Below are 19,533 nucleotides of genomic sequence, written 5' to 3'. Positions count from 1 at the left end.
TTGTACATCAGCAAAAAGCGCTCAGGCTTTGTCGGCCTTACCCGCCGCGGCGGCGAATTTGGCCAGGCGCACGTCGAGATGCCGAGGTCGTCGCCCATGATCCTCGGCGCGCTCCTTGCGGCGGATAGCGTTGCGCACCATCAGTGAACCGAGGTAGCGGATCGGCTCCGGCGGGAAATAGCCCAGCGGCCCGTTGACCAGCGGCGAGCGCGTCCACGGGTTGTCCAGGCCTTGCACCAGTGAAGCGAGAGTCTGCCCGCCCATGTGGCACGGGCCGACGCCGCTGCCCGAATAGCCGAAACCGTAAAACACATTGCCGGCGCTGCTCATCTGGCCAAAGAACGGCAAGCCGGTGACCGAACGATCCGACGGCCCGTTCCAGGTGGCATCGACTTTCACATCGGCAAACGCCGGAAAAAAGTCCGCGAGGCTGTTTTTCAGCAGGCCGGCATACGGCGATGGCTGATCGAACACCGGCAGCATGCGCCCGCCAAACGCGAAGGTATTGCCACCTTTTCCGAGCATGATCCGACCGTCCGGGGTGTTGTGGTAGTAGTGCACGAAAATCCGCGAATCGAGCACTGTCACGCCGCTGGTCAAACCGATTTCCTGCAACAGCTCCGGGCGCGGTTCGGTGATCAGCATGTCGCTGGAGACAATCGCCACGCTGCGTTCGAACTGCGGAAAAGCACGGGCCATCCAGGCATTCATCGCCAGCACCACGCGATCGGCGATCACCGTGCCAGTCGGCGTCTGCAAGCGTGCCGGACGCCCTTCTTCCAGCCCGGTCATCGCGGTGTTTTCGTGAATGTTCACACCCAGTTGCAGCGCCACCCGACGCAGGCCACGCACCAGTTTGCCCGGCTGCACACTCGCCGCTGCCGGCGAGAACCAGCCTTCCAGATGCTTGCTCGAACCAGCCATGCGCTGTACATCAGCGACTGGACGCTGAGTGAACGAGTTGATGCCATTACGTTCCAGTGCGGCAATCACCGCATCGGTCGAGCCGACTTGCGCGCGGTTGGTCGCGGTGTACAGCGTGCCGTCGAGGCGGTAGTCGGCGTCGACGCCGTACTGCTCACAGAACTCGCCGATCGCATGGATGCTGCGCTCCGACTCCTTGACCAGACGTACCGCTTCCTCGACGCCAAACAGGCGCTCAAGGGTGAAATACTTCGCCGACCACGACAGCGCACAACCACCGTTGCGCCCACTGGCGCCGGCGCCGCAGATGTCCGCCTCGATCAGCAACACATCAAGTTCGGGGTTCTGTTGCTTGAGCATGATTGCCGTCCACAACCCGGTGTAGCCGCCGCCAACGATGCACACGTCGGTGCGGATTTCGCCGTGCAGCGGCGGGCAGGTTTGCGAGTTGTCGGCCTGCAAGGCCTGCTCCAGCCAAAACGGTCTCATGGGGTTTCTCCAAGTCAGATGGCCACGACCCAGCCTGCCGCGAGCGCCGCAGCAGGCCGCGAGGCAAAGGGTTTCAGGAACGCAGGGGTTTGATCGTCAGCGGGCAATTGGGGATCGAGGCACGCGGTTCCATCACGCCAACCGGACGGCTGTTCCAGTGCGGAATCAGCACCAGCGCCGAGAACAGCGCGCAACCGGCGAAGACGATGAACACCGTCACCGAATCGAAGTAACCCGGCAGCAAACCACCGAGTACCGCGCCGACCGAGCCACAGCCGTTGACGAAACCAGCCGCCGTGGCACCGGCCTTGGCTTTGCCGAAGTCGATCGCGGCGGCACCGCTGATCATTGAATCCGGGCCGTACAGGGTCAGGCCCATGACAAACAACAATGCGACCACCAGCAACACACTGCCGCTCTGCAACGCCGCCATGAACAGCGCCAGCGTCACGGTCAGCGCCAACAGGCTCAATACGCAGGCCGGCATGCGCCGGGCACCGAAGAGTTTGTCCGAGGCCAGGCCAATCAGGATCGGCCCGAGCAACCCGGCCAGTTCGAAGGACGTGGGAATGATCGCCGCGCCGACCTTGCCGACACTCGGCATCTGTTCAAAGACAATCACCGGCCCCCACAACAGAATCGCGTAACGCGCCGGTTTCAACATGAAATACGCCAGGCCCAACACCAGCACCGTGCGGTTACGCAGGATTTCCTTCAAGGGCTCCCAGACGCTGAGCTTGCTGTTGGCTTCGGTTTCTTCCGCCGTCAATTCAGGTTCCGGCTCGACCGCCGGCAAGCCGACGTCTTCCGGCTTGTTGCGCTGGAAGATAAAGAACAACACCGCGACCACGGCAACCACCACGGCGCTGGAAATGAACGCCGCGTGCCAGGTTCCCATCAAGGTATACGCCCACCAGCCGGCAAATGGCGACGCCACCAGACCACCAAACGCGTAGCAGGAACTCCATAGGCCAAGCACCCGCCCGCGCTGCTGGGAGGGGAAGAAACTGCCAAGGTTTTTGCACAATCCCGACCATCCGGTGGACTGCGCCAGGCCCTGAATCAACATGCACGTAGCGAAGATCGGCAACGTGGCGTAACTGCCCATCACCAACGCCGCGGCTGCGGAAATCAACAAACCACCGAGCACTACAACTCGCGGGCCAAAGCGGTCGGCAAGCATGCCCCAGGTGAATTGACCGAGGGCATAAGCCGCCAGATAGATCGCATCGAGGTTGGCCATGGCCATCTTGTCGAGCATGAAGGTGGGATCTTCGGCGATGCCCAGTTTGGCCACCGAAAACGCTTTGCGGGTGAAGTAGAAAGCGGCGTACGCCAGCCAGGTAATCGCGAAAATCTGCACGCGCCAACGCGCAATGGTGCCGATGTGCTTGTTCATGGTGGTTCTGACCTCAGGGTGTGAGTGTGCCGGCAGAATCGTTAAGCAAAACGCCTGTGTTTTTATTGTTGAGCACTGCGATATCACCCCGTCCCTACGGCGATATCGGTCAGATGAGTCCTGTTGTTGCACGCTCAGGCTCATGGCCACCGTGCTGCCCGAGCGGGCAGTCAGCGATGGCGTGAGCCGATCAAAGCAATTACTGTTTAATAAATAAAATCGATTTATCGTATTTCACACATAAGCTCAGCTTGTTACTGACTTATCGATCAGGTGACTTCATGTCGGTGTCTCACGCCCAACTCAAAGCCTTCCACGCCGTGGCCGTGCATGGAAGCTTCACCAAAGCCGCCGAGCGCCTTTTTCTCACGCAACCGGCGATATCCGACCAAGTGCGCAAACTCGAAGAGCGTTTCGGCGTTTTGCTGTTTCACCGCAATAAACGTTCCGTGCGCCTGACTGACTTGGGCGAGCGCTTGCTGGCGATCACCCAGCGTCTGTTTGTGATTGAAGCCGAAGCGCAGGAGTTGCTGCAGGAATCTCAGGCCTTGCAGACCGGCAGCCTGATTCTGGCAGTGGATGCGCCAGTGCACGTGCTGCCGCAGATCGCGCGGTTCTGCGAGCGCTATCCGGGGATCAGCGTGAAGATCGAAACCGGTAATACCGATGAATCGCTGTTTCGCCTGTTCAACTATCAGGCGGATTTGGCCCTGCTCGGGCGTGATGTCAGTGATGAACGCTTGCTCTGTGTGCCGCTGCGCAATGATCCGATGGTGGCGTTCGTTTCGCGCAATCATCCATGGGCCAAGCGTGAATCGATTTGCCTGCAAGACCTGGATGACACGCCGCTGGTGTTGCGTGAACACGGCTCGGTGACAAGGCAGACGCTGGAAGAGGAAATGGCCCGGGCCGGATTTCGCATTCGCCCGGCGATTCAGGTCGAGGGCCGGGAAGCGGCGCGTGAGGCGGTGGTGGTCGGGATTGGTGTCGGTGTTGTTTCGGCAGCAGAGTTTGGCGCGGATTCACGGGTGTGTGCGTTGCCGATTGTCGACTGCACACGACGGCTGACGGAGACGCTGGTGTGTTTGCGTGAACAGAGTTCGCGGCGGGTGGTGGCGACGTTTCTCGATATGGTTCGCCAGAGTCTTGTGTGAACCGTGATGGCCCCTTCGCGAGCAAGCTCGCTCCCACATTTGGAATGCATATCCCCTGTGGGAGCGAGCCTGCTCGCGAATGGAGCGCCACGGTGTATCAGACCGGCGCCAGGCCAAAGAATGCCTGAATCAAGCGCAACTCCCGACGCCGCTCCATGCAGCCGATCATGTGCCGATTGACCAACCCTGCCCCGGCGATCGGAATTGCCACCACCCGCGGGTCATGGCTGACCTCAACCGATGACACCACACCAACACCCAACTCGGCCGCGACGGCCTCGGTCACCGCCTCACGGCTGTCCAGTTCCAGCAACACGCGCGGATGGATCGACGCCTGCTCACAGGCGTCATCAAACGTACGCCGGGTGATCGAACTCGGCTCACGCAAGACCATGATCACTTGATCGAGCTCCTTGAGCTTCACTTCCCCGGCACGCACTGCCCAAGGGTGCCCCGCCGGCACCAACGCGCAGATCCGCGATTCGCTCAGTGCTTGCAGATGCAGGCCTTTGCGCGGCTCCACTTCGGTCAACACCGCCACATCCGCGTGTTCCGACAACAACGCCGCCAGGGTTTCCTGGGCATTGCCCAAGCGCAGATTCACCGTGATCCCCGGATACCGCACGCGCAGGCTGGCGAGCATCGGCATGACCATGTGCGGCCCGTCCGCCGCCACTTCCAGCCGTCCGGTCAACAGTTGCCGGTTGGCCTCGAGCATCGTCTGCGCCTCTTCCGCCAGGCCAAACATCGCGCGGGTGATCGCCGCGAGTCTGGTGCCCTCCTCGGTCAGTTCCACCCGTCGTGCGGTGCGCCGCAACAGGGTGATCTGGTAGTGCTCTTCCAACGACTTGATATGCCCGGTGACTGCCGGCTGACTGATGAACAAGCGCGCGGCGGCGCGGGTGAAGCTGCCTTCACGGGCCACGGCGTCGAACGCGCGGAGCTGAAACAGGTTCATGAATAACTCTCACTGATGGCTGGCATAACAACAAACAATTTGATTGATGCAACGGCGAATTGCAACGTATGCCCCGTAGCTTCATCCCACAGCGCAATCCGAGGACACACGAATGAGTATCGCCGAACCCATCCTGCTCACTCCCGGCCCGTTGACCACTTCGGCCCGCACCCGCCAGGCGATGATGGTCGACTGGGGGTCATGGGATGACCGTTTCAATCAACTGACCACCAGCCTTTGCGAACAATTGCTGGCGATCCTCAACGGCGCCGCCACTCACCACTGCGTGCCATTGCAGGGCAGCGGCACCTTCGCCGTTGAAGCGGCGATCGGCACCTTGGTGCCACGTGACGGCAAAGTGCTGGTGCTGATCAACGGCGCCTACGGCAAGCGTCTGGCGAAGATCTGCGAAGTACTCGGCCGCTCGTTCAGCACCTTCGAAACCGCTGAAGACGAACCGACCACCGCCGCTGACGTCGATCGTTTGTTGCGCGCCGATAGCAACATTACCCACGTTGCGCTGATTCATTGCGAGACCAGCACCGGCATTCTTAACCCGCTGGCGGAGATTGCTCAGGTCGTTGAGCAACACGGAAAACGCTTGATCATCGACGCCATGAGTTCCTTCGGCGCCTTGCCAGTGGATGCGCAGAAAGTGCCGTTCGACGCACTGATCGCCGCTTCCGGCAAGTGTCTGGAAGGCGTACCGGGGATGGGCTTCGTGTTTGCTCGCAAAGAGTCATTGGCCGCTGCCGCCGGTAATTCGCATTCGTTGGCAATGGACCTTTTCGACCAGCACGCCTATATGATGAAAACCGGGCAATGGCGCTTCACCCCGCCGACCCACGTGGTCGCGGCGCTGCACGAAGCGCTGCTGCAATACAACGAAGAAGGTGGCTTGCCCGCGCGGCATGCGCGTTATGCCGCCAACTGTCAGGCGTTGATGGAAGAGATGGGCAAACTCGGGTTGCGCAGCTTCCTGCCGGCAGCGATTCAGGCACCGATCATTGCCACGTTCCATGCGCCGCAAGATCCGCGTTATCAGTTCAAGGATTTCTACGAACGGGTCAAGGCCAAGGGTTACATCCTCTATCCGGGCAAATTGACCCAGGTCGAGACCTTCCGCGTCGGCTGCATCGGCCATGTCAGCCCGGACGAAATGCGCCAGGCCGTGGCGGCGGTCGGCGAAGTGCTGCGCGAGATGGAAGTCCTCGAAATCTAAGCCCAAACACAAATCCCCTGTAGGAGTGAGCCTGCTCGCGATGAGGCCGTGCCAGTCAACAAAGATGTTGAATGATCAACCGCTATCGCGAGCAGGCTCACTCCTACAGTTTGAATTGCATTTCAACTCAGGAATTTGATTGCCATGAACTACATCAATCCAAACAAGCTGCAAGCCGCGATCCTCGACTGGGCCGGCACCGTGGTCGATTTCGGCTCGTTCGCGCCGACGCAGATTTTCGTCGAAGCCTTCGCCGAATTCGACGTGCAGGTCTCTATCGAAGAAGCCCGTGGCCCGATGGGCATGGGCAAGTGGGACCACATCCGCACCCTCTGCGATCAGCCACAAGTGGCCGAGCGTTATCGCAAGGCGTTCGGCCGCACGCCGACCGATGACGACGTCACCGCGATCTACAACCGCTTCATGCCGCTGCAGATCGAGAAGATCGCTGAGCATTCGGCGCTGATTCCCGGCGCCTTGGAAACCATCGCCAACCTGCGCCAGCAAGGGATCAAGATCGGTTCCTGCTCCGGTTATCCGAAACAGGTGATGGACAAGGTCGTCGAGCTGGCCGCCACCAACGGCTACGTCGCTGACCATGTGGTCGCCACCGACGAAGTGCCGAATGGTCGCCCATGGCCGGCGCAGGCGCTGGCCAACGTGATCGCGCTGGGCATTGACGATGTCGCGGCGTGCGTGAAGATCGACGATACCGTGCCGGGCATTCTCGAAGGCCGCCGCGCCGGCATGTGGACGGTGGCGCTGATCTGCTCGGGCAACGCGCTGGGCCTGGATTACGCCGGTTTCCGCGCCCTGGGCAGCGATGAGCTGGCCAGCGAACGCAAGCGTATTCACGCGCTGTTCGAAGGCTCGCGCCCGCACTACATGATCGACACCATCACTGATCTGCCGGAAGTGATCGCCGACATCAACAAACGCCTGGCCAATGGTGAGATGCCGCAATCGAGCTGATCCCTGCCGCTTGCTGCCAACAAAAACGCCAGCGTCTGCACGACGCTGGCGTTTTTTATTGGCAAAGCCCTGATTCAGAGCGTTGAAAGTCCGATCAGCCTCAGGCAAATCCGCCAAAGCGGATTACAGTTAAAGCATGCCGTCGCACAAGAACGGCCGTTTTGACCCTGATCTGTGAGGAAACACCGTATGCCGTGGACAAGTTCCGAATCACGCTACAGCACCGTATCGGTCCTGCTGCACTGGCTGATGTTGGTCCTGCTGGTACTGGTCTACGCCAGCATGGAATTGCGCGGCCTCTTTCCCAAAGGCAGTGGCGGGCGCACGCTGATCCGCGAAGTGCACTACATGCTCGGCCTGACCGTGTTTGTGCTGGTATGGTTTCGCCTGCTCGCGCGCAGCATTGGCCCGGCGCCGAAAATCTTTCCCGCCTCACCGCAATGGCAAACCGTACTGGCGCGGCTGATGCACTGGGCGTTGTACCTGTTCATGATCAGCATGCCGATTCTCGGCTGGCTGATTACCAGTGCCGAAGGGCATCAGGTGATGTTCTATGGCTTTGATCTGCCGCTGCTGGTTGCGGAGAACAAGGATTTCGCCAAACAGGTTGAGGGCTGGCATGTGCTCATTGCCACGATCGGCTACTGGTTGATCGGCCTGCATGCGCTGGCGGGGATCTATCACCATTATGTTGTGCGCGATAACACGCTGCTGCGGATGATGCCCAAGCGCGGTTGATCGTCAGGGGCTGGCGATAAAACCGCGTCGGCCCTGCAAGCCGCCGGTATGAATGACGATCAGCCGCGTGCCGGATGTGAACTTGCCTGCCTCGACCTGCTGTTTGAGCGCCAGCAACGCTTTGCCGGTGTACAGCGGCTCCAGAGGAATGCCGCTGGTCTGCTCGGTTTGTTCGATGAACGCAAGCAACGTCGGATCAACCTTGGCAAAACCGCCACGGCTGGCGTCGATCAGTTCATAGCCGGCAGTGGCCAGTCCGGCTTCCTGAACAATCGACTCGACCTGCGTCGCCACGCCGTGATCCTCTGGTACCGCCAACGCACCATAGACCGGATGCGCACCGGCCTCGGCGAGAACCAGCCCGGCGAGTGTCGTTCCGGTGCCACAAGCCAGCCACCATCCGTGATAGTCGCTCCAACCGAGCGTGGGCAATTGCGCTTGCACCTGTTCCTTGATCGCGGCACAACCGAGCGCACCCGGTAAACCACCACCGCCCTCGGGCACGGCATGCAGTTGCGGATACAACTCGTGCCATGGCTCCCAGAACCCCGGCTCGTTTCGCGCGCGATAACCGCCATAACCCAACCAGTGCAATTGCATGCCGAACGCCTGCAGATCCCGCACCGTCGGTGTGTCCAGCGCATGTCCGCGCAACAGGCCCACGGTTTTGAACCCCAACCGTTTCCCCGCTGCCGCCAACGCGTGCAGATGATTGGAATGCGCACCGCCGAGGCTGATGATGCCTTCGGCACCCGCACGATCGGCGGCTTTGAGGTGTTCGACGAGTTTGAACCATTTGTTGCCACTGATCAGCGGGTCGATCTGATCGAGGCGCAGGATGGCGACTTCAATACCGGCGGCGGTCAGCCAGTCCAGATGGAGGTATTCGAGGGGGGCCTGGGGTAGCCAATCGGAGGGAGACAAAAGCATGGGCGGCGATTCGATCTGGACAGAGCCAGCATTCTAGTCGCTCACAAGCCGCCATCGCGAGCAGGCTCACTCCTACATTGGTTTGTGGTGCTCACCGAATCTGTGAACAACACAACCCTTGTGGGAGCGAGCCTGCTCGCGAAGGCGTCGTGTCAGTCGACATGTGTATTGGCTGACACTGCGCTTTCGCGAGCAGGCTCGCTCCCACAGGTTAAGCGGCGTTTTTTATAGCTCAGCCGCCAAGCGCGAGCCTTGGTTGATCGCACGCTTGGCATCCAGTTCGGCCGCGACATCGGCACCACCGATCAGGTGCACATTCTGCCCCGCTTCAACCAGACCATCATGCAGTTCGCGCAGCGGATCCTGCCCCGCACAAATCACGATGTTGTCCACCACCAGCACTTGCGGCTCGCCGGTTTCGCCGATGCGGATGTGCAGGCCTTGGTCATCGATGCTCAGATATTCGACGCTGTTGAGCATCTGCACCTGCTTGTTCTTCAGACCGGTCCGATGAATCCAGCCGGTGGTTTTGCCCAAGCCATCGCCAACCTTGGTTTTCTTGCGCTGCAACAGGAATACTTCGCGGGCCGGTGCATGCGGTGCGGCTTTGATCCCGGCAACGCCACCGCGTGCTTCCAGTTGCGTATCGATGCCCCACTCTTTCCAGAACGCGGCACGATCCTGACTGGTCGCTACGCCTTGGTGAACGAGGAATTCCGAGACGTCGAAACCGATGCCGCCGGCGCCGATTACCGCCACGCGTTTGCCAACCGGTTTGCGCTCAAGGATCACGTCGATGTAGCTCAACACCTTGGCGTTCTCTACGCCCGGAATCGCCGGCAGACGCGGCGCAATGCCGGTGGCGAGGATGATTTCGTCGTAACCGCCGTCAACCAGTTTCGCCACATCGACGCGGGTGTTCAGGCACACCTCAACGTGAGTGGTCTGCAGTTTGCGTTTGAAGTAACGCAGGGTTTCGAAGAATTCTTCCTTGCCAGGCACGCGTTTGGCGATGTTGAACTGACCGCCGATTTCGCTGGCCGAATCGAACAACGTCACCTGATGGCCACGTTCGGCAGCCACGGTCGCAGCAGACAAACCGGCAGGGCCGGCGCCAACCACAGCGATTTTCTTGATCTGCTGCACCGGCAGATAATTGAGTTCGGTTTCGTGGCAGGCACGCGGGTTGACCAGGCAACTGGTCAGCTTGCCGCCGAAGGTGTGATCGAGGCACGCCTGATTGCAACCGATGCAGGTGTTGATTTCGTCAGCGCGACCTTCGGCAGCCTTGTTGACGAAGTCCGGGTCGGCGAGGAACGGCCGCGCCATCGAAACCATGTCGGCATCGCCTTCGGCAAGAATCTGCTCGGCGATTTCCGGGGTGTTGATGCGGTTGGTGGTGATCAACGGGATCTTCACCGAGCCACGCAACTTGGCCGTGACCTTGCTGAACGCCGCGCGCGGTACTTTGGTGGCGATGGTTGGAATTCGCGCTTCGTGCCAGCCGATACCGGTGTTGATGATGGTCGCACCGGCCTGCTCGATGGCTTTGGCCAGGGTGACGATCTCGTCCCAGGTGCTGCCGCCCTCGACCAGATCGAGCATCGACAGACGGAAAATGATGATGAAGTTCGGGCCGACCGCTTCGCGAACGCGACGAACGATTTCCACCGGCAGGCGCATGCGGTTTTCGTAGCTGCCGCCCCAACGGTCGGTGCGGTGGTTGGTGTGCGCAGCGAGGAACTGGTTAATGAAATAACCTTCCGAACCCATGATCTCGACGCCGTCATACTCGGCGGTCTGCGCCAGTACCGAACAGGTAACGAAATCGCTGATCTGCTTCTCGATGCCTTCCTCGTCCAGCTCTTTGGGCTTGAACGGATTGATCGGTGCCTGAATCGCACTCGGTGCGACCTGTTTCGGGCTGTAGGCATAACGCCCGGCGTGAAGGATCTGCATGCAAATCTTGCCGCCCGCCTCGTGCACCGCGCGGGTAACGATGCGGTGCTTGAGCGCCTCTTCCTCGGTGGTCAGCTTGGCCGCGCCAGAGTACACGCCACCCTCGTCATTCGGGCCGATACCGCCGGTGACCATCAGACCGACACCACCACGCGCACGTTCGGCGAAGTACGCCGCCATCCGCTCGAAACCGCCCGGTTTTTCTTCCAGGCCCGTGTGCATCGAGCCCATCAGGGTACGGTTGCGCAGCGTGGTGAAACCCAGGTCCAGCGGGGCCAACAGGTGCGGGTAATGAGCGGCGGTCATCGGTAACTCCACAACGAGCAATCACGGAAAAGTTGCGGGCGCTCTGCGGCCCCCGTCAGTCATGTGCCACAGACTAAGAGTCGCATCGCTGTCACTCAATGACCGTAACTGACAACTTATTGATCCAAATGCGCAGTGCCCCTTGGCAACCCGGTCCATGGGCCCTACCCTAGTCGCCATACCCTGTACCCGGTAGTTGTTGGTTTTCATGCGCAAACTTTTGTACCTGTTCTTTTCCATGGCCCTCGTCGCCGCCCTGACCACCTACGCCATGTGGGCGGCGGACCGGCCGGCGGGGCATTACCTGTCAGACTTACGTATAAACGTGGCAGTTGATCAGGGCACGCCCGGCGACCGTGGCAATCTGCTGGGCATCCAGCCCGAACTGTTCCCCACTGACTATCAAAGCCCCGAACGCTTGCACCGCAAACTCGCGGCGTATTTGCAGCAGGCCCAGGATCAAGGTCTGCTGAGTGAGAAAACCGTGGTGGTGTTGCCAGAGAACGTCGGCACCTGGTTGCTGCTCAGCGGCGAGAAAGACGAGTTGTACCAGGCGCCGTCCCTCGCCGAGGCGATGAACTGGCTGGCGGCGAGCAATCCGTTGTTGTTCGCCCGTGCCTGGCTCTGCGCCAACGGCAGCGACCGCCTCAACGACGCGTACCTGCGCATGAAATCCAAGGCGATGGCCAAGGATTACCAGACACTGTTCGGTGGTCTGGCCAAGGAGTTTCACGTGACGCTGGTGGCCGGCTCAATCGTGCTGCCGGAGCCGAGCATCCGCGATGGCCAACTCAAACCCGGCAGCGGTGCGCTGTTCAACAGCAGCGTGGTGTTTGGCCGTGACGGCGTGCCGCTTGGCCAGCCGCAGCGGCAGATGCACCCGGTGTTTGATCAGCGTGAAGTGATCGAAGGCGCGGATAAACACCAGATCAACGTGGTCGACACCCCGGCCGGACGCCTCGGCGTGCTGATTGGCAGTGACAGTTGGTATCCGGACAACTACCGCACACTCGACGAGCAAGACGCCCAATTGGTCGCGGTGCCGGCGCAAGTGTTCGGCCAGGGTGCGTGGAATCAACCGTGGCGCGGCTATAAAGGTTCAAGTACACCGGGCTCGATCAGCCTCAAACCCGGTGAAGTCACCGAAGGACAGGCCTGGCATCGGCTGACGCTGACTGCACAACCGCCGAGCAGTCGAGCGATTGCCGGCGTCAGTGTGTTCTTGCGCGGGCAGTTCTGGGACAAGGCCAGTTCCGGTCAGAGTTTCCTCAGCAGCAACGGTCAGCAGTTCGCCGATGGCGAGGCCCGTGGCGCGCGTTTGCTGAACATCTGGTTGTAAGCCATGAAGCCGCTGCCGATGCGCCTTGGGGATTTGTCGGTGGGCTTTGTGCACAGCCTCGCCGATGCGGTGCGCAGTCATGCCGCCGATCCGCAGCCACTGCTGGAGCAATATGGCCTGGACGCTGCACGGTTGGCTGAGGCCGGGGCACGCTTGTCGATTCCGCGCTACATGCGTCTGGGCCACGCGGCGATTCAGTTGACCGGCAATTCGGCGCTGGGCTTGCGCATGGGCCAGCTCAGCCGCCTGAGCCAGGCCGGGCTGGCCGGTGTCACTGCAGCACAAGCGCCGACCGTGCGCGAAGCCGCGCGCTGTCTGATCCGTTTCGAGGCGCTGTACGGCTCCAACTACCGTGGCCAGTCCAGTTTTCACGAAGATGCCAATGGCGCGTGGCTGCGGTTCTATTCGATCAGCCCGTACAACGCCTATAACCGCTTCGTCGTGGACTCGATCATCGCCGGGTGGCTGCATCAGCTCTCCAGTGTCAGCCGCGAGCCGTTGCGCGCCGAACGCATCGATATCGAATTCGAAGCGCCGGATTACCGTGAGGCTTACAGCGTACTGGGGGATTGCCCGATCCAGTTCGGCGCCGAACGCAATCAGCTGCGCCTGAACCTCGACAGCCTCGCACAGCGTAATCCCGAGCATTGCCCGAGTACCTGGCGGCATCTGCTGCAACTGTGTGAACGGGAGCTGGAACAATTGACCCGAACCCGCAGCCTGCGTGAACGCATCACTCAGCTGTTGGGGCCGTTGCTCAATGGTGGCCGGGAACCCGACCTGGAAGAAGTGGCGGCACGTCTGAAGCTGCCGACCTGGACGTTGCGGCGCAAACTGGCCGAGGAAGGCACGCAATTTCGCGCGATCCTCAACGACACGCGTCGGGACTTGGCGATGACCTACATCCGCGATACTGAACTGGCCTTCGGCGAAATCGCCTACTTGCTGGGCTTTGCTTCAGCCGAAGCGTTCCAGCGAGCCTTCAAACGCTGGAGCGGTCAGACGCCCGGCGAATTCCGTCGCAGCCATCGTAAATCCGCCTGACGCTTACAGCTCGGTGGCGTCTTCGGCGGGCTCCAGAGGATCCAGCTCAAAGGCGTGGTATTCGAGCAGCTCTTCTTGATATTCATCCATCGCGTAATCCCCCTGCTGCTCTCTTGAATGGGCCTGAGCAAATGCCCAGTGCCTCGAGCTTAACGTGCTCGTGTGAAGGAAAAGTGAAACCCGGCCTTCATGAATAAAACGTAGCAGACGGTCAGGAATTTATCGCGGGACTTTTGTCCGGGGAATGTAACGAAATTTGAGGCAACCCATAAACCACTGTGGGAGCGAGCCGGCTCGCGAAGGCGTCGGACCATTCAGCACACAGGTGACTGAAAGTCCGTCTTCGCGAGCAGGCTCGCTCCCACAGGGGCGGCGTTGAGGCTGGTTTACTGGCCGGACGCTGGCATCGCCGGAATCGGCTCGGATGGCGGCGGGATGTCCGGATTGGCCGGTGGCGTGATGGTTTCGGTCGCGGGTGCAGGTTCTGCGCTCGGCGCCGGGGTGATCGGCGCGGCCTCTGCCGGTGGAGCGACCGGTTCCGACGTTACTGGCGCGGTCTCGGCAGGTGCTGGCGCCGGTTCTGCAGCCGGGGCCGGCGTTGCTGCAGGTTCGGCCGCCGGAGTCGGCGTTGGCGCCAGCGCTGCCGGCGCAGCCTTCACCTCAGGCACACCCAGGTCAGCTTTCGGTTTCTCTTCGATATGCGCGGCTTTCTTCGCATCTGCCGGCAGGAACTGCTCGACCAGGGTAAAGAAACGCTCATAGAACTTCTGCGCGGTCACCGTCTCGCTGGCCACCTTGACCATCGAATCGTCCGACGAGCCGATCGGCATCGACACCGAACCCAATACACCCACGCCGAGGCTGGCCGAGTTGTTGGTCTTCTTCAGCGCGTAACGATCCTGCAAGGCGTTGGCAAACATCGTCGCATGGTGCCCGGCGCTGCCGTCATCGGCGCAAACCACGTTGAAGCTGATCTCCATGTGGGTGTCGCCGGTTTGCTGGAAACTCTTGTGACCGCTGACCAGTTTCGGGTCGCTGCTGGTGATGATGTAGCCCTGGCTGAGCAACGCACGGCGAGCCGCTTCGCAACTGACCGAATCGGTCACCGGGTAATTGCGCGAAAACGTACCGGAGTCATCGAAGTTCTCATGCTCATACATCGGCTTGTCTTTCGAACAGCCGGCAACAGCGGTCAACAACAGCGCCAACCCGACTACACGCATGGGAGTGGAAATCAACATTGAACATCCTGAGAGAAAACAGTCCGGGGCGTATTGTGCAACAGATCGCTGCCGCGCTGCGCATGGATTAGTGTCTTAAAGCAGTTACAACTCTATCGACCGTCAGTTGCGGGAAAAAGTCGCAACGCCAGATGATCGATGAACACCCGCAATTTCGCCGTGGCGTGACGACTCGATGGCCATAGGACCCAGAACTGACCGGTGTGTTCAAGATGTGTATCAAGCACGCGACGCAAGCGGCCTTGCGCCTCGGCCTCACGGGTCATGAAATCCGGCAGACAGGCAATGCCCATGCCGGCCAGCGCCGCGTGGCTTACCGCCTCAATCGACGTACTGACCAACCGCGTCGGCAACGTCGGCTCTGCGGCACTCTCCGCGCGAATCAGCGGCCAGGTTTCCAGTTTGCCGGTGGCATGAAACGTATGCCGAAGGCACGCATGATCCGCCAGATCGGCGGGCGTCTGCGGCACACCGCGTTGCGCCAGATAAGCCGGACTGGCTACCAGCACCATGTGAAACTCGCCCAACGCTCGCGCCATCAGTCGCGAATCCCGTGGCTTGCCGGTGCGGATCACCGCGTCGAAACCTTCTTCAACCACGTCGACCATGCGATCGGTCAAATCCAGATCCAGCTCGATCTGCGGGTACAAGGCCATGAACTCGTTCATGACCGGCATCACCAGGCCATGCACCTGCGGCAGACTGATACGCAACTTACCATGGGGTTTCGCAGCCGCGTCACATAACTCGAACTCTGCCGCCTCGACCTCCGCGAGAATTTTGCGACAGCGCTCCAGAAACAGCGCCCCTTCACTGGTCAGCGTGACACTGCGAGTGGTGCGCTGAAACAGGCGCACGCCGAGTCGCGCTTCCAGCCGCGCAATACTTTTGCCCACCGCCGACGATGACACCCCTTGCAGTCGGCCAGCCTCAGTGAAACTGCGCGTCTCGGCCACCTGCACAAACACCGAAATACTGCCAAGGCTATCCATACCAACCTCCCATTGCTGACATCCGTGTCCGATATGTTCGGAACCTTAACCCGTTTTTCACCGATGTGCAGCGCCATATCCTGTGCTCTTCGTCAACATTGCACATGGATGCCGGCTCATGAATGACACACAACTCAGTTGCCTCACAGTTGAACACCCCGTCTCTCACCGCGAACAGTTACCCCTCGGTGCGCTGCTGGCACTGGCCACCGCCGGATTCATTACGGTCATGACCGAAGCCATGCCCGCCGGCCTGTTACCGCAGATGAGCAGCGGCCTGAATGTGTCCCAGGCACTGATCGGGCAATTGGTCACGCTGTATGCGATCGGCTCGATCCTCGCGGCGATACCGCTGACAATCGCCACTCGAGGCTGGCGACGCCGACCGCTGTTGCTTTCCGCTATCGGCGGCTTTGCCATCGCCAACAGCATCACCGCCCTGTCGGAGTGGTACTGGCTCACCCTGATCGCACGCTTTATCGCCGGGATATTTGCTGGTTTGCTTTGGGCTCTGCTGGCGGGATACGCAAGCCGTATGGTCGCCCCGCACCTGCAGGGCCGCGCCATCACCGTAGCCATGCTCGGCGCGCCACTGGCGCTGTCGCTGGGAATCCCCGCAGGCACCCTGCTCGGCACCCTGGTCGGCTGGCGCCTGAGCTTCGCCATCATGACCGGACTGACCGTTGCGCTGGTGATCTGGGTGCGCTTGCAAGTACCGGACTTCGCCGGCGAACGCGTGGGAAACCGCATGCCGCTGCGTCAGGTATTGACCTTGCCCGGCGTGCGATCGGTATTGTTCGTCACCCTCACCTACGTCGTTGCGCACAACTTGCTGTACACCTACATCGCGCCGTTCCTGCAGCCTTCCGGACTTGATGCCAACGTCGACCGCGTGCTGCTGGTATTCGGCCTCGCTTCAGTGCTGAGCCTGTGGATCGTCGGCAGCCTGATTGACCGCTGGCTGCGCGAACTGGTGTTGATCAGTGCCGGACTGTTCCTGCTGTCCGCAATAGCACTGGGCCTGTGGCGCGAATCGCCGAGCGTGGTGTACATCGCCACCGCTGTGTGGGGACTCGCGTTTGGTGCAATGCCATCGCTGCTGCAAACCGCCTCGGCGAAAACCGCGAAAGAGGCTGCCGATACGGCGCAATCGATGTTGGTTACGCTGTGGAATGTCGGGATTGCAGGTGGTGGATTGGTGGGAGGTTTGTTGCTGGGGAACCTTGGGGTGGGAGCTTTTCCGTGGATTGTTGCAGGATTGCTGGGACTGACCCTGTCAGTAGCGATCAAAGCTCGGAGACATGGTTTTCCAAGAGCCGAATGAGACCGAGTGCGCTGTTGGATTGAGGCCAGACGGCTGGAAACCGGTCGATTGACAGGCCGCCATCGCGAGCAGGCTCGCTCCCACAATTGGATTGAGTACATCTGACAGAAGGTTGGTCGGCTGTCAGGCCGCCTTCGCGAGAAGGCTCGCTCCCACGTTTTAATTTGTGTGCGGCCCACGCGGCAAAGCCGCCCCACTCAACAGGATGAGCGTTAGCTCGGCTGCTGCTCTTGATCTTGATCTGAAGGCCCGTCGGCAGGCTGAGTGGAGGGATTGATCCGGGGGTGGGAGCGCAGCGACCGTTCGACGAAGTCGAACACATCGAGAGGAGGTGCAGCGAAGCAAACCGTAGGCGATGCCCCCCCGGATCAATCCCGGAGCGAAGGAACCCCGAGCCCCAGCGAGCGGGCCGAACGTCAGGGCAAGCCTTTTTGGTTACTTTTTCGGCGTCTGGAAAAAGTGACCCGCCGTAAGGGCGGAACCCTGATCAGCAACACCCGCAGCAACGGATATCCCCCCAAAACCCCAAGCACATGGTCGGCCCAAAGGCCGCCACGCCCCGGCGCCCAACGCCAAAAAAAAAGCCCCGACCTATACAGGCCGGGGCTTTCACATGACAACTCAATCAGACATCAAAAACGCTTGATCTCAGCCTGAGCTTCCAACTGCTTGCGATACGCCGCAAAGTCCTGCTGCCCCTCACGCGAAGCAAGGAAGCGACGGTACTGAACCTTCTCTTCATCCGTCGGCGCAGCCGCTTCGTTAACGCCGTTCAGACGCACGATCATCAAACTACCGTCCGGCAGGGTCACGCTGGTGAACGTCGGCTTGTCCTTGGCAGCCGGCTTCGGCATACGGAACAACGCTTGCAGCACCGCCGGATCAACACCTTCCTGACCACGGGTGGCCGCTTCAGTGGTTTTCCAGTTCTGACCCTCAACTGCCTTGTCCAACGGCGCCTTGCCATCACGCAGATCAGCAATCAGCTTCTCCGCCTTGGTCTTGGCAGCCGCGCTGGCGTGCTCTTTGGTCAGCTGAGTGCGGATCGCCGCATTCACGCTTTCCAGCGGCAGTTGCGCAGGTTTCAGGTGCTCCTTGGAACGCAGCACGATCACGGTTTCCGGATCCAGCTCGATGGCGGTGCTGTTGGCACCTTCGTCGATCACTTCAGTGCTGAACGCAGCGGTCACTACGGCACGGTTGGCCGCGACACCTTCGCCACCTTCACGGCCGAACGGCTTGGAAGTGTGCACGGTCAGTTTCAGATCCGCCGCTGGCTGAGCCAGGTCAGACGCTTCGAACGCCGAGTCTTCCAGTTGCTTGGTCGCCTCGACAAAACGCTGCTCGACCTGCGCGGCTTTCAGCTCGCGGGTGAGCTTGTCTTTCAGGCTGGCCAGGGTCGGCACTTCAGGCGCTTCGACACCCAACAGCTTGATCAAGTGGTAACCGAAGTCAGTACGAATCGGCTCGGACACCTGGTCTTTCGACAGCGAGTACAGGGCTTTTTCGAACGCAGGGTCGTAAACGCCAGGACCTGCGTAACCGAGATCACCGCCATTGTTGGCCGAACCCGGATCCTGCGAGAACTCTTTGGCCAGCGCTTCGAACTTCTCGCCCTTGGCCAGACGCGCCTGGACTTCGTCGATCTTCGCTTTGGCCTGAGCCTCGGTGGTCTTGTCGTTCACTTCGATCAGAATGTGCGCGGCACGACGCTGTTCCGACAGATTGGCGATCTCTTTCTGATACGCCGCCTGCAGGTCTTCGTCTTTCACGGCAACCTGATCGAAGAACGAAGACTTCTTCAGCTCTACGTAATCGATGATCACTTGGTCCGGAGTCATGAACTCCTTGGCGTGTTCGTCGTAGTAAGCCTTGACCTCTTCGTCGGTCAGTTTGACCGCAGCCGGATCAGCCTTGACGTTCAAGGTGGCGAAATCGCGGGTCTGTTTTTCCAGACGGGCAAATGCCAGCACTTCGGCGTCGGTGACGAAACCGCTGCCCGCCACACCGGCGCGCAGTTGGCCGATGAGCATTTCCTGAACCAGCATCTGGCGGAATTGCATACGGCTGTAACCCAGTTGACGGATTACCTGGTCGAAACGCTCGGAGCTGAACTTGCCGTCCACCTGGAATTCAGGAGTCTGCAGGATCACTTGATCCAGTGCACCTTCGGAGAAAGCGAACTTCGCTTGTTCGGCGCCTTGCAGCAGCAGCTTGCGATCGATCAGACCCTTGAGGGCCGATTCGCGCAGCATTTTCTCGTCGAGCAAGGAAGCATCGAAGTCCTTGCCCAGCTGTTGCATCAGCTGACGGCGTTGCATGTCAACGGCCTGGCTCAGCTCGTTCTGGCTGATTTCATCACCGTTGACCTTGGCCGCCTCATTCTTGTGAGTCGTGGCCTGGAAAATGGCGTCGAAACCGGTCAGAGCCATCAGTGCAACGATGACCCCGATAATGGTCTTGGCAATCCAGCCTTGTGAATTGTCCCTGATATTCTGCAGCATGCGTCCCCCAGAAACGGTTGAACTTCAAAATTAGGCAA

General features: G+C 60.5%; 15 protein-coding genes. 7 read left to right on the top strand and 8 right to left on the bottom strand.

Annotated elements, in window-relative coordinates:
• Nucleotides 1-21 precede the first annotated feature (21 nt).
• A complete protein-coding gene (locus ACI514_RS06155) occupies nucleotides 22-1,413 on the bottom strand; it encodes an FAD-dependent oxidoreductase (RefSeq protein ID WP_405123288.1) in 1,392 nt (463 codons plus the stop codon).
• 73 nt (nucleotides 1,414-1,486) lie between these two features.
• Nucleotides 1,487-2,812, bottom strand: a complete 1,326-nt coding sequence (locus ACI514_RS06150) for an MFS transporter (protein ID WP_095118172.1) — start codon at nucleotides 2,810-2,812, stop codon at nucleotides 1,487-1,489.
• A gap of 281 nt (nucleotides 2,813-3,093) precedes the next feature.
• Here ACI514_RS06150 and ACI514_RS06145 point away from each other — a divergent pair, with 281 nt between their 5' ends.
• Nucleotides 3,094-3,966, top strand: a complete 873-nt coding sequence (locus ACI514_RS06145; protein ID WP_160058679.1) for a LysR family transcriptional regulator — start codon at nucleotides 3,094-3,096, stop codon at nucleotides 3,964-3,966.
• Between the two features lie 97 nt (nucleotides 3,967-4,063).
• Here ACI514_RS06145 and ACI514_RS06140 read toward each other — a convergent pair whose 3' ends face one another.
• Nucleotides 4,064-4,924: a LysR substrate-binding domain-containing protein gene (locus ACI514_RS06140; protein ID WP_160058680.1), complete on the bottom strand. Its 861-nt coding sequence runs from the start codon at nucleotides 4,922-4,924 to the stop codon at nucleotides 4,064-4,066.
• Between the two features lie 112 nt (nucleotides 4,925-5,036).
• Between ACI514_RS06140 and ACI514_RS06135 the strand changes: the two genes are divergently transcribed.
• From ACI514_RS06135 to ACI514_RS06125, 3 genes are all read left to right on the top strand, one after another.
• The gene (locus ACI514_RS06135; protein ID WP_405123287.1) at nucleotides 5,037-6,146 is read left to right on the top strand and encodes a 2-aminoethylphosphonate--pyruvate transaminase; all 1,110 of its coding nucleotides are present in this window, start codon (nucleotides 5,037-5,039) and stop codon (nucleotides 6,144-6,146) included.
• A gap of 144 nt (nucleotides 6,147-6,290) precedes the next feature.
• Nucleotides 6,291-7,118 carry a phosphonoacetaldehyde hydrolase gene (gene phnX / locus ACI514_RS06130; protein ID WP_405123286.1) on the top strand — a complete coding sequence of 276 codons (828 nt, stop codon included), beginning with the start codon at nucleotides 6,291-6,293 and terminating at the stop codon, nucleotides 7,116-7,118.
• 189 nt (nucleotides 7,119-7,307) lie between these two features.
• Complete coding sequence (locus tag ACI514_RS06125) at nucleotides 7,308-7,856, top strand: cytochrome b (protein WP_038362764.1); 549 nt, start codon at nucleotides 7,308-7,310, stop codon at nucleotides 7,854-7,856.
• 3 nt (nucleotides 7,857-7,859) lie between these two features.
• On the opposite strand, the gene ACI514_RS06120 is transcribed toward ACI514_RS06125, so the two are convergent.
• Both ACI514_RS06120 and ACI514_RS06115 read right to left on the bottom strand, forming a co-directional pair.
• Nucleotides 7,860-8,786 carry a 1-aminocyclopropane-1-carboxylate deaminase/D-cysteine desulfhydrase gene (locus tag ACI514_RS06120; RefSeq protein ID WP_405123285.1) on the bottom strand — a complete coding sequence of 309 codons (927 nt, stop codon included), beginning with the start codon at nucleotides 8,784-8,786 and terminating at the stop codon, nucleotides 7,860-7,862.
• A 225-nt stretch (nucleotides 8,787-9,011) separates the two neighbouring features.
• Nucleotides 9,012-11,051, bottom strand: coding sequence for an FAD-dependent oxidoreductase (locus tag ACI514_RS06115; protein WP_405123284.1), 2,040 nt, complete (start codon nucleotides 11,049-11,051; stop codon nucleotides 9,012-9,014).
• A 208-nt stretch (nucleotides 11,052-11,259) separates the two neighbouring features.
• On the opposite strand from ACI514_RS06115, the gene ACI514_RS06110 reads away from it, so the two are divergent.
• Nucleotides 11,260-12,390 (top strand): carbon-nitrogen hydrolase family protein, encoded by a 1,131-nt coding sequence (locus ACI514_RS06110; protein WP_405123283.1) that lies wholly within the window; start codon nucleotides 11,260-11,262, stop codon nucleotides 12,388-12,390.
• 3 nt (nucleotides 12,391-12,393) lie between these two features.
• Nucleotides 12,394-13,434 (top strand): AraC family transcriptional regulator, encoded by a 1,041-nt coding sequence (locus ACI514_RS06105; RefSeq protein WP_160058686.1) that lies wholly within the window; start codon nucleotides 12,394-12,396, stop codon nucleotides 13,432-13,434.
• Nucleotides 13,435-13,820: 386 nt separating this feature from the next.
• Here ACI514_RS06105 and ACI514_RS06100 read toward each other — a convergent pair whose 3' ends face one another.
• Nucleotides 13,821-14,675, bottom strand: coding sequence for a DUF2242 domain-containing protein (locus ACI514_RS06100; RefSeq protein ID WP_016983898.1), 855 nt, complete (start codon nucleotides 14,673-14,675; stop codon nucleotides 13,821-13,823).
• Between the two features lie 92 nt (nucleotides 14,676-14,767).
• Nucleotides 14,768-15,667, bottom strand: a complete 900-nt coding sequence (locus tag ACI514_RS06095; protein ID WP_160058687.1) for a LysR family transcriptional regulator — start codon at nucleotides 15,665-15,667, stop codon at nucleotides 14,768-14,770.
• Between the two features lie 118 nt (nucleotides 15,668-15,785).
• On the opposite strand from ACI514_RS06095, the gene ACI514_RS06090 reads away from it, so the two are divergent.
• Nucleotides 15,786-16,991, top strand: coding sequence for an MFS transporter (locus tag ACI514_RS06090; RefSeq protein ID WP_405123282.1), 1,206 nt, complete (start codon nucleotides 15,786-15,788; stop codon nucleotides 16,989-16,991).
• A gap of 632 nt (nucleotides 16,992-17,623) precedes the next feature.
• Here the strand turns inward: ACI514_RS06090 and ACI514_RS06085 are convergent.
• Entirely contained in the window at nucleotides 17,624-19,495 is a 1,872-nt protein-coding gene (locus ACI514_RS06085) for a SurA N-terminal domain-containing protein (protein ID WP_160058689.1), read from the bottom strand.
• Nucleotides 19,496-19,533: the final 38 nt, after the last annotated feature.

The organism is Pseudomonas sp. M20 (assembly GCF_045037865.1).
GTDB lineage: Bacteria > Pseudomonadota > Gammaproteobacteria > Pseudomonadales > Pseudomonadaceae > Aquipseudomonas.
The sequence above is the reverse complement of the archived record's forward strand: the minus strand, read 5'-3'. Positions and strand labels throughout refer to the sequence as shown.

Bases quoted from the DNA above. Each gene is read 5' to 3' on its own strand.
- ACI514_RS06155 (WP_405123288.1), bottom strand. From the start codon at position 1,413: ATGAGACCGTTTTGGCTGGAGCAGGCCTTGCAGGCCGACAACTCGCAA.
- ACI514_RS06150 (WP_095118172.1), bottom strand. From the start codon at position 2,812: ATGAACAAGCACATCGGCACCATTGCGCGTTGGCGCGTGCAGATTTTC.
- ACI514_RS06145 (WP_160058679.1), top strand. From the start codon at position 3,094: ATGTCGGTGTCTCACGCCCAACTCAAAGCCTTCCACGCCGTGGCCGTG.
- ACI514_RS06140 (WP_160058680.1), bottom strand. From the start codon at position 4,924: ATGAACCTGTTTCAGCTCCGCGCGTTCGACGCCGTGGCCCGTGAAGGC.
- ACI514_RS06135 (WP_405123287.1), top strand. From the start codon at position 5,037: ATGAGTATCGCCGAACCCATCCTGCTCACTCCCGGCCCGTTGACCACT.
- phnX (WP_405123286.1), top strand. From the start codon at position 6,291: ATGAACTACATCAATCCAAACAAGCTGCAAGCCGCGATCCTCGACTGG.
- ACI514_RS06125 (WP_038362764.1), top strand. From the start codon at position 7,308: ATGCCGTGGACAAGTTCCGAATCACGCTACAGCACCGTATCGGTCCTG.
- ACI514_RS06120 (WP_405123285.1), bottom strand. From the start codon at position 8,786: ATGCTTTTGTCTCCCTCCGATTGGCTACCCCAGGCCCCCCTCGAATAC.
- ACI514_RS06115 (WP_405123284.1), bottom strand. From the start codon at position 11,051: ATGACCGCCGCTCATTACCCGCACCTGTTGGCCCCGCTGGACCTGGGT.
- ACI514_RS06110 (WP_405123283.1), top strand. From the start codon at position 11,260: ATGCGCAAACTTTTGTACCTGTTCTTTTCCATGGCCCTCGTCGCCGCC.
- ACI514_RS06105 (WP_160058686.1), top strand. From the start codon at position 12,394: ATGAAGCCGCTGCCGATGCGCCTTGGGGATTTGTCGGTGGGCTTTGTG.
- ACI514_RS06100 (WP_016983898.1), bottom strand. From the start codon at position 14,675: ATGTTGATTTCCACTCCCATGCGTGTAGTCGGGTTGGCGCTGTTGTTG.
- ACI514_RS06095 (WP_160058687.1), bottom strand. From the start codon at position 15,667: ATGGATAGCCTTGGCAGTATTTCGGTGTTTGTGCAGGTGGCCGAGACG.
- ACI514_RS06090 (WP_405123282.1), top strand. From the start codon at position 15,786: ATGAATGACACACAACTCAGTTGCCTCACAGTTGAACACCCCGTCTCT.
- ACI514_RS06085 (WP_160058689.1), bottom strand. From the start codon at position 19,495: ATGCTGCAGAATATCAGGGACAATTCACAAGGCTGGATTGCCAAGACC.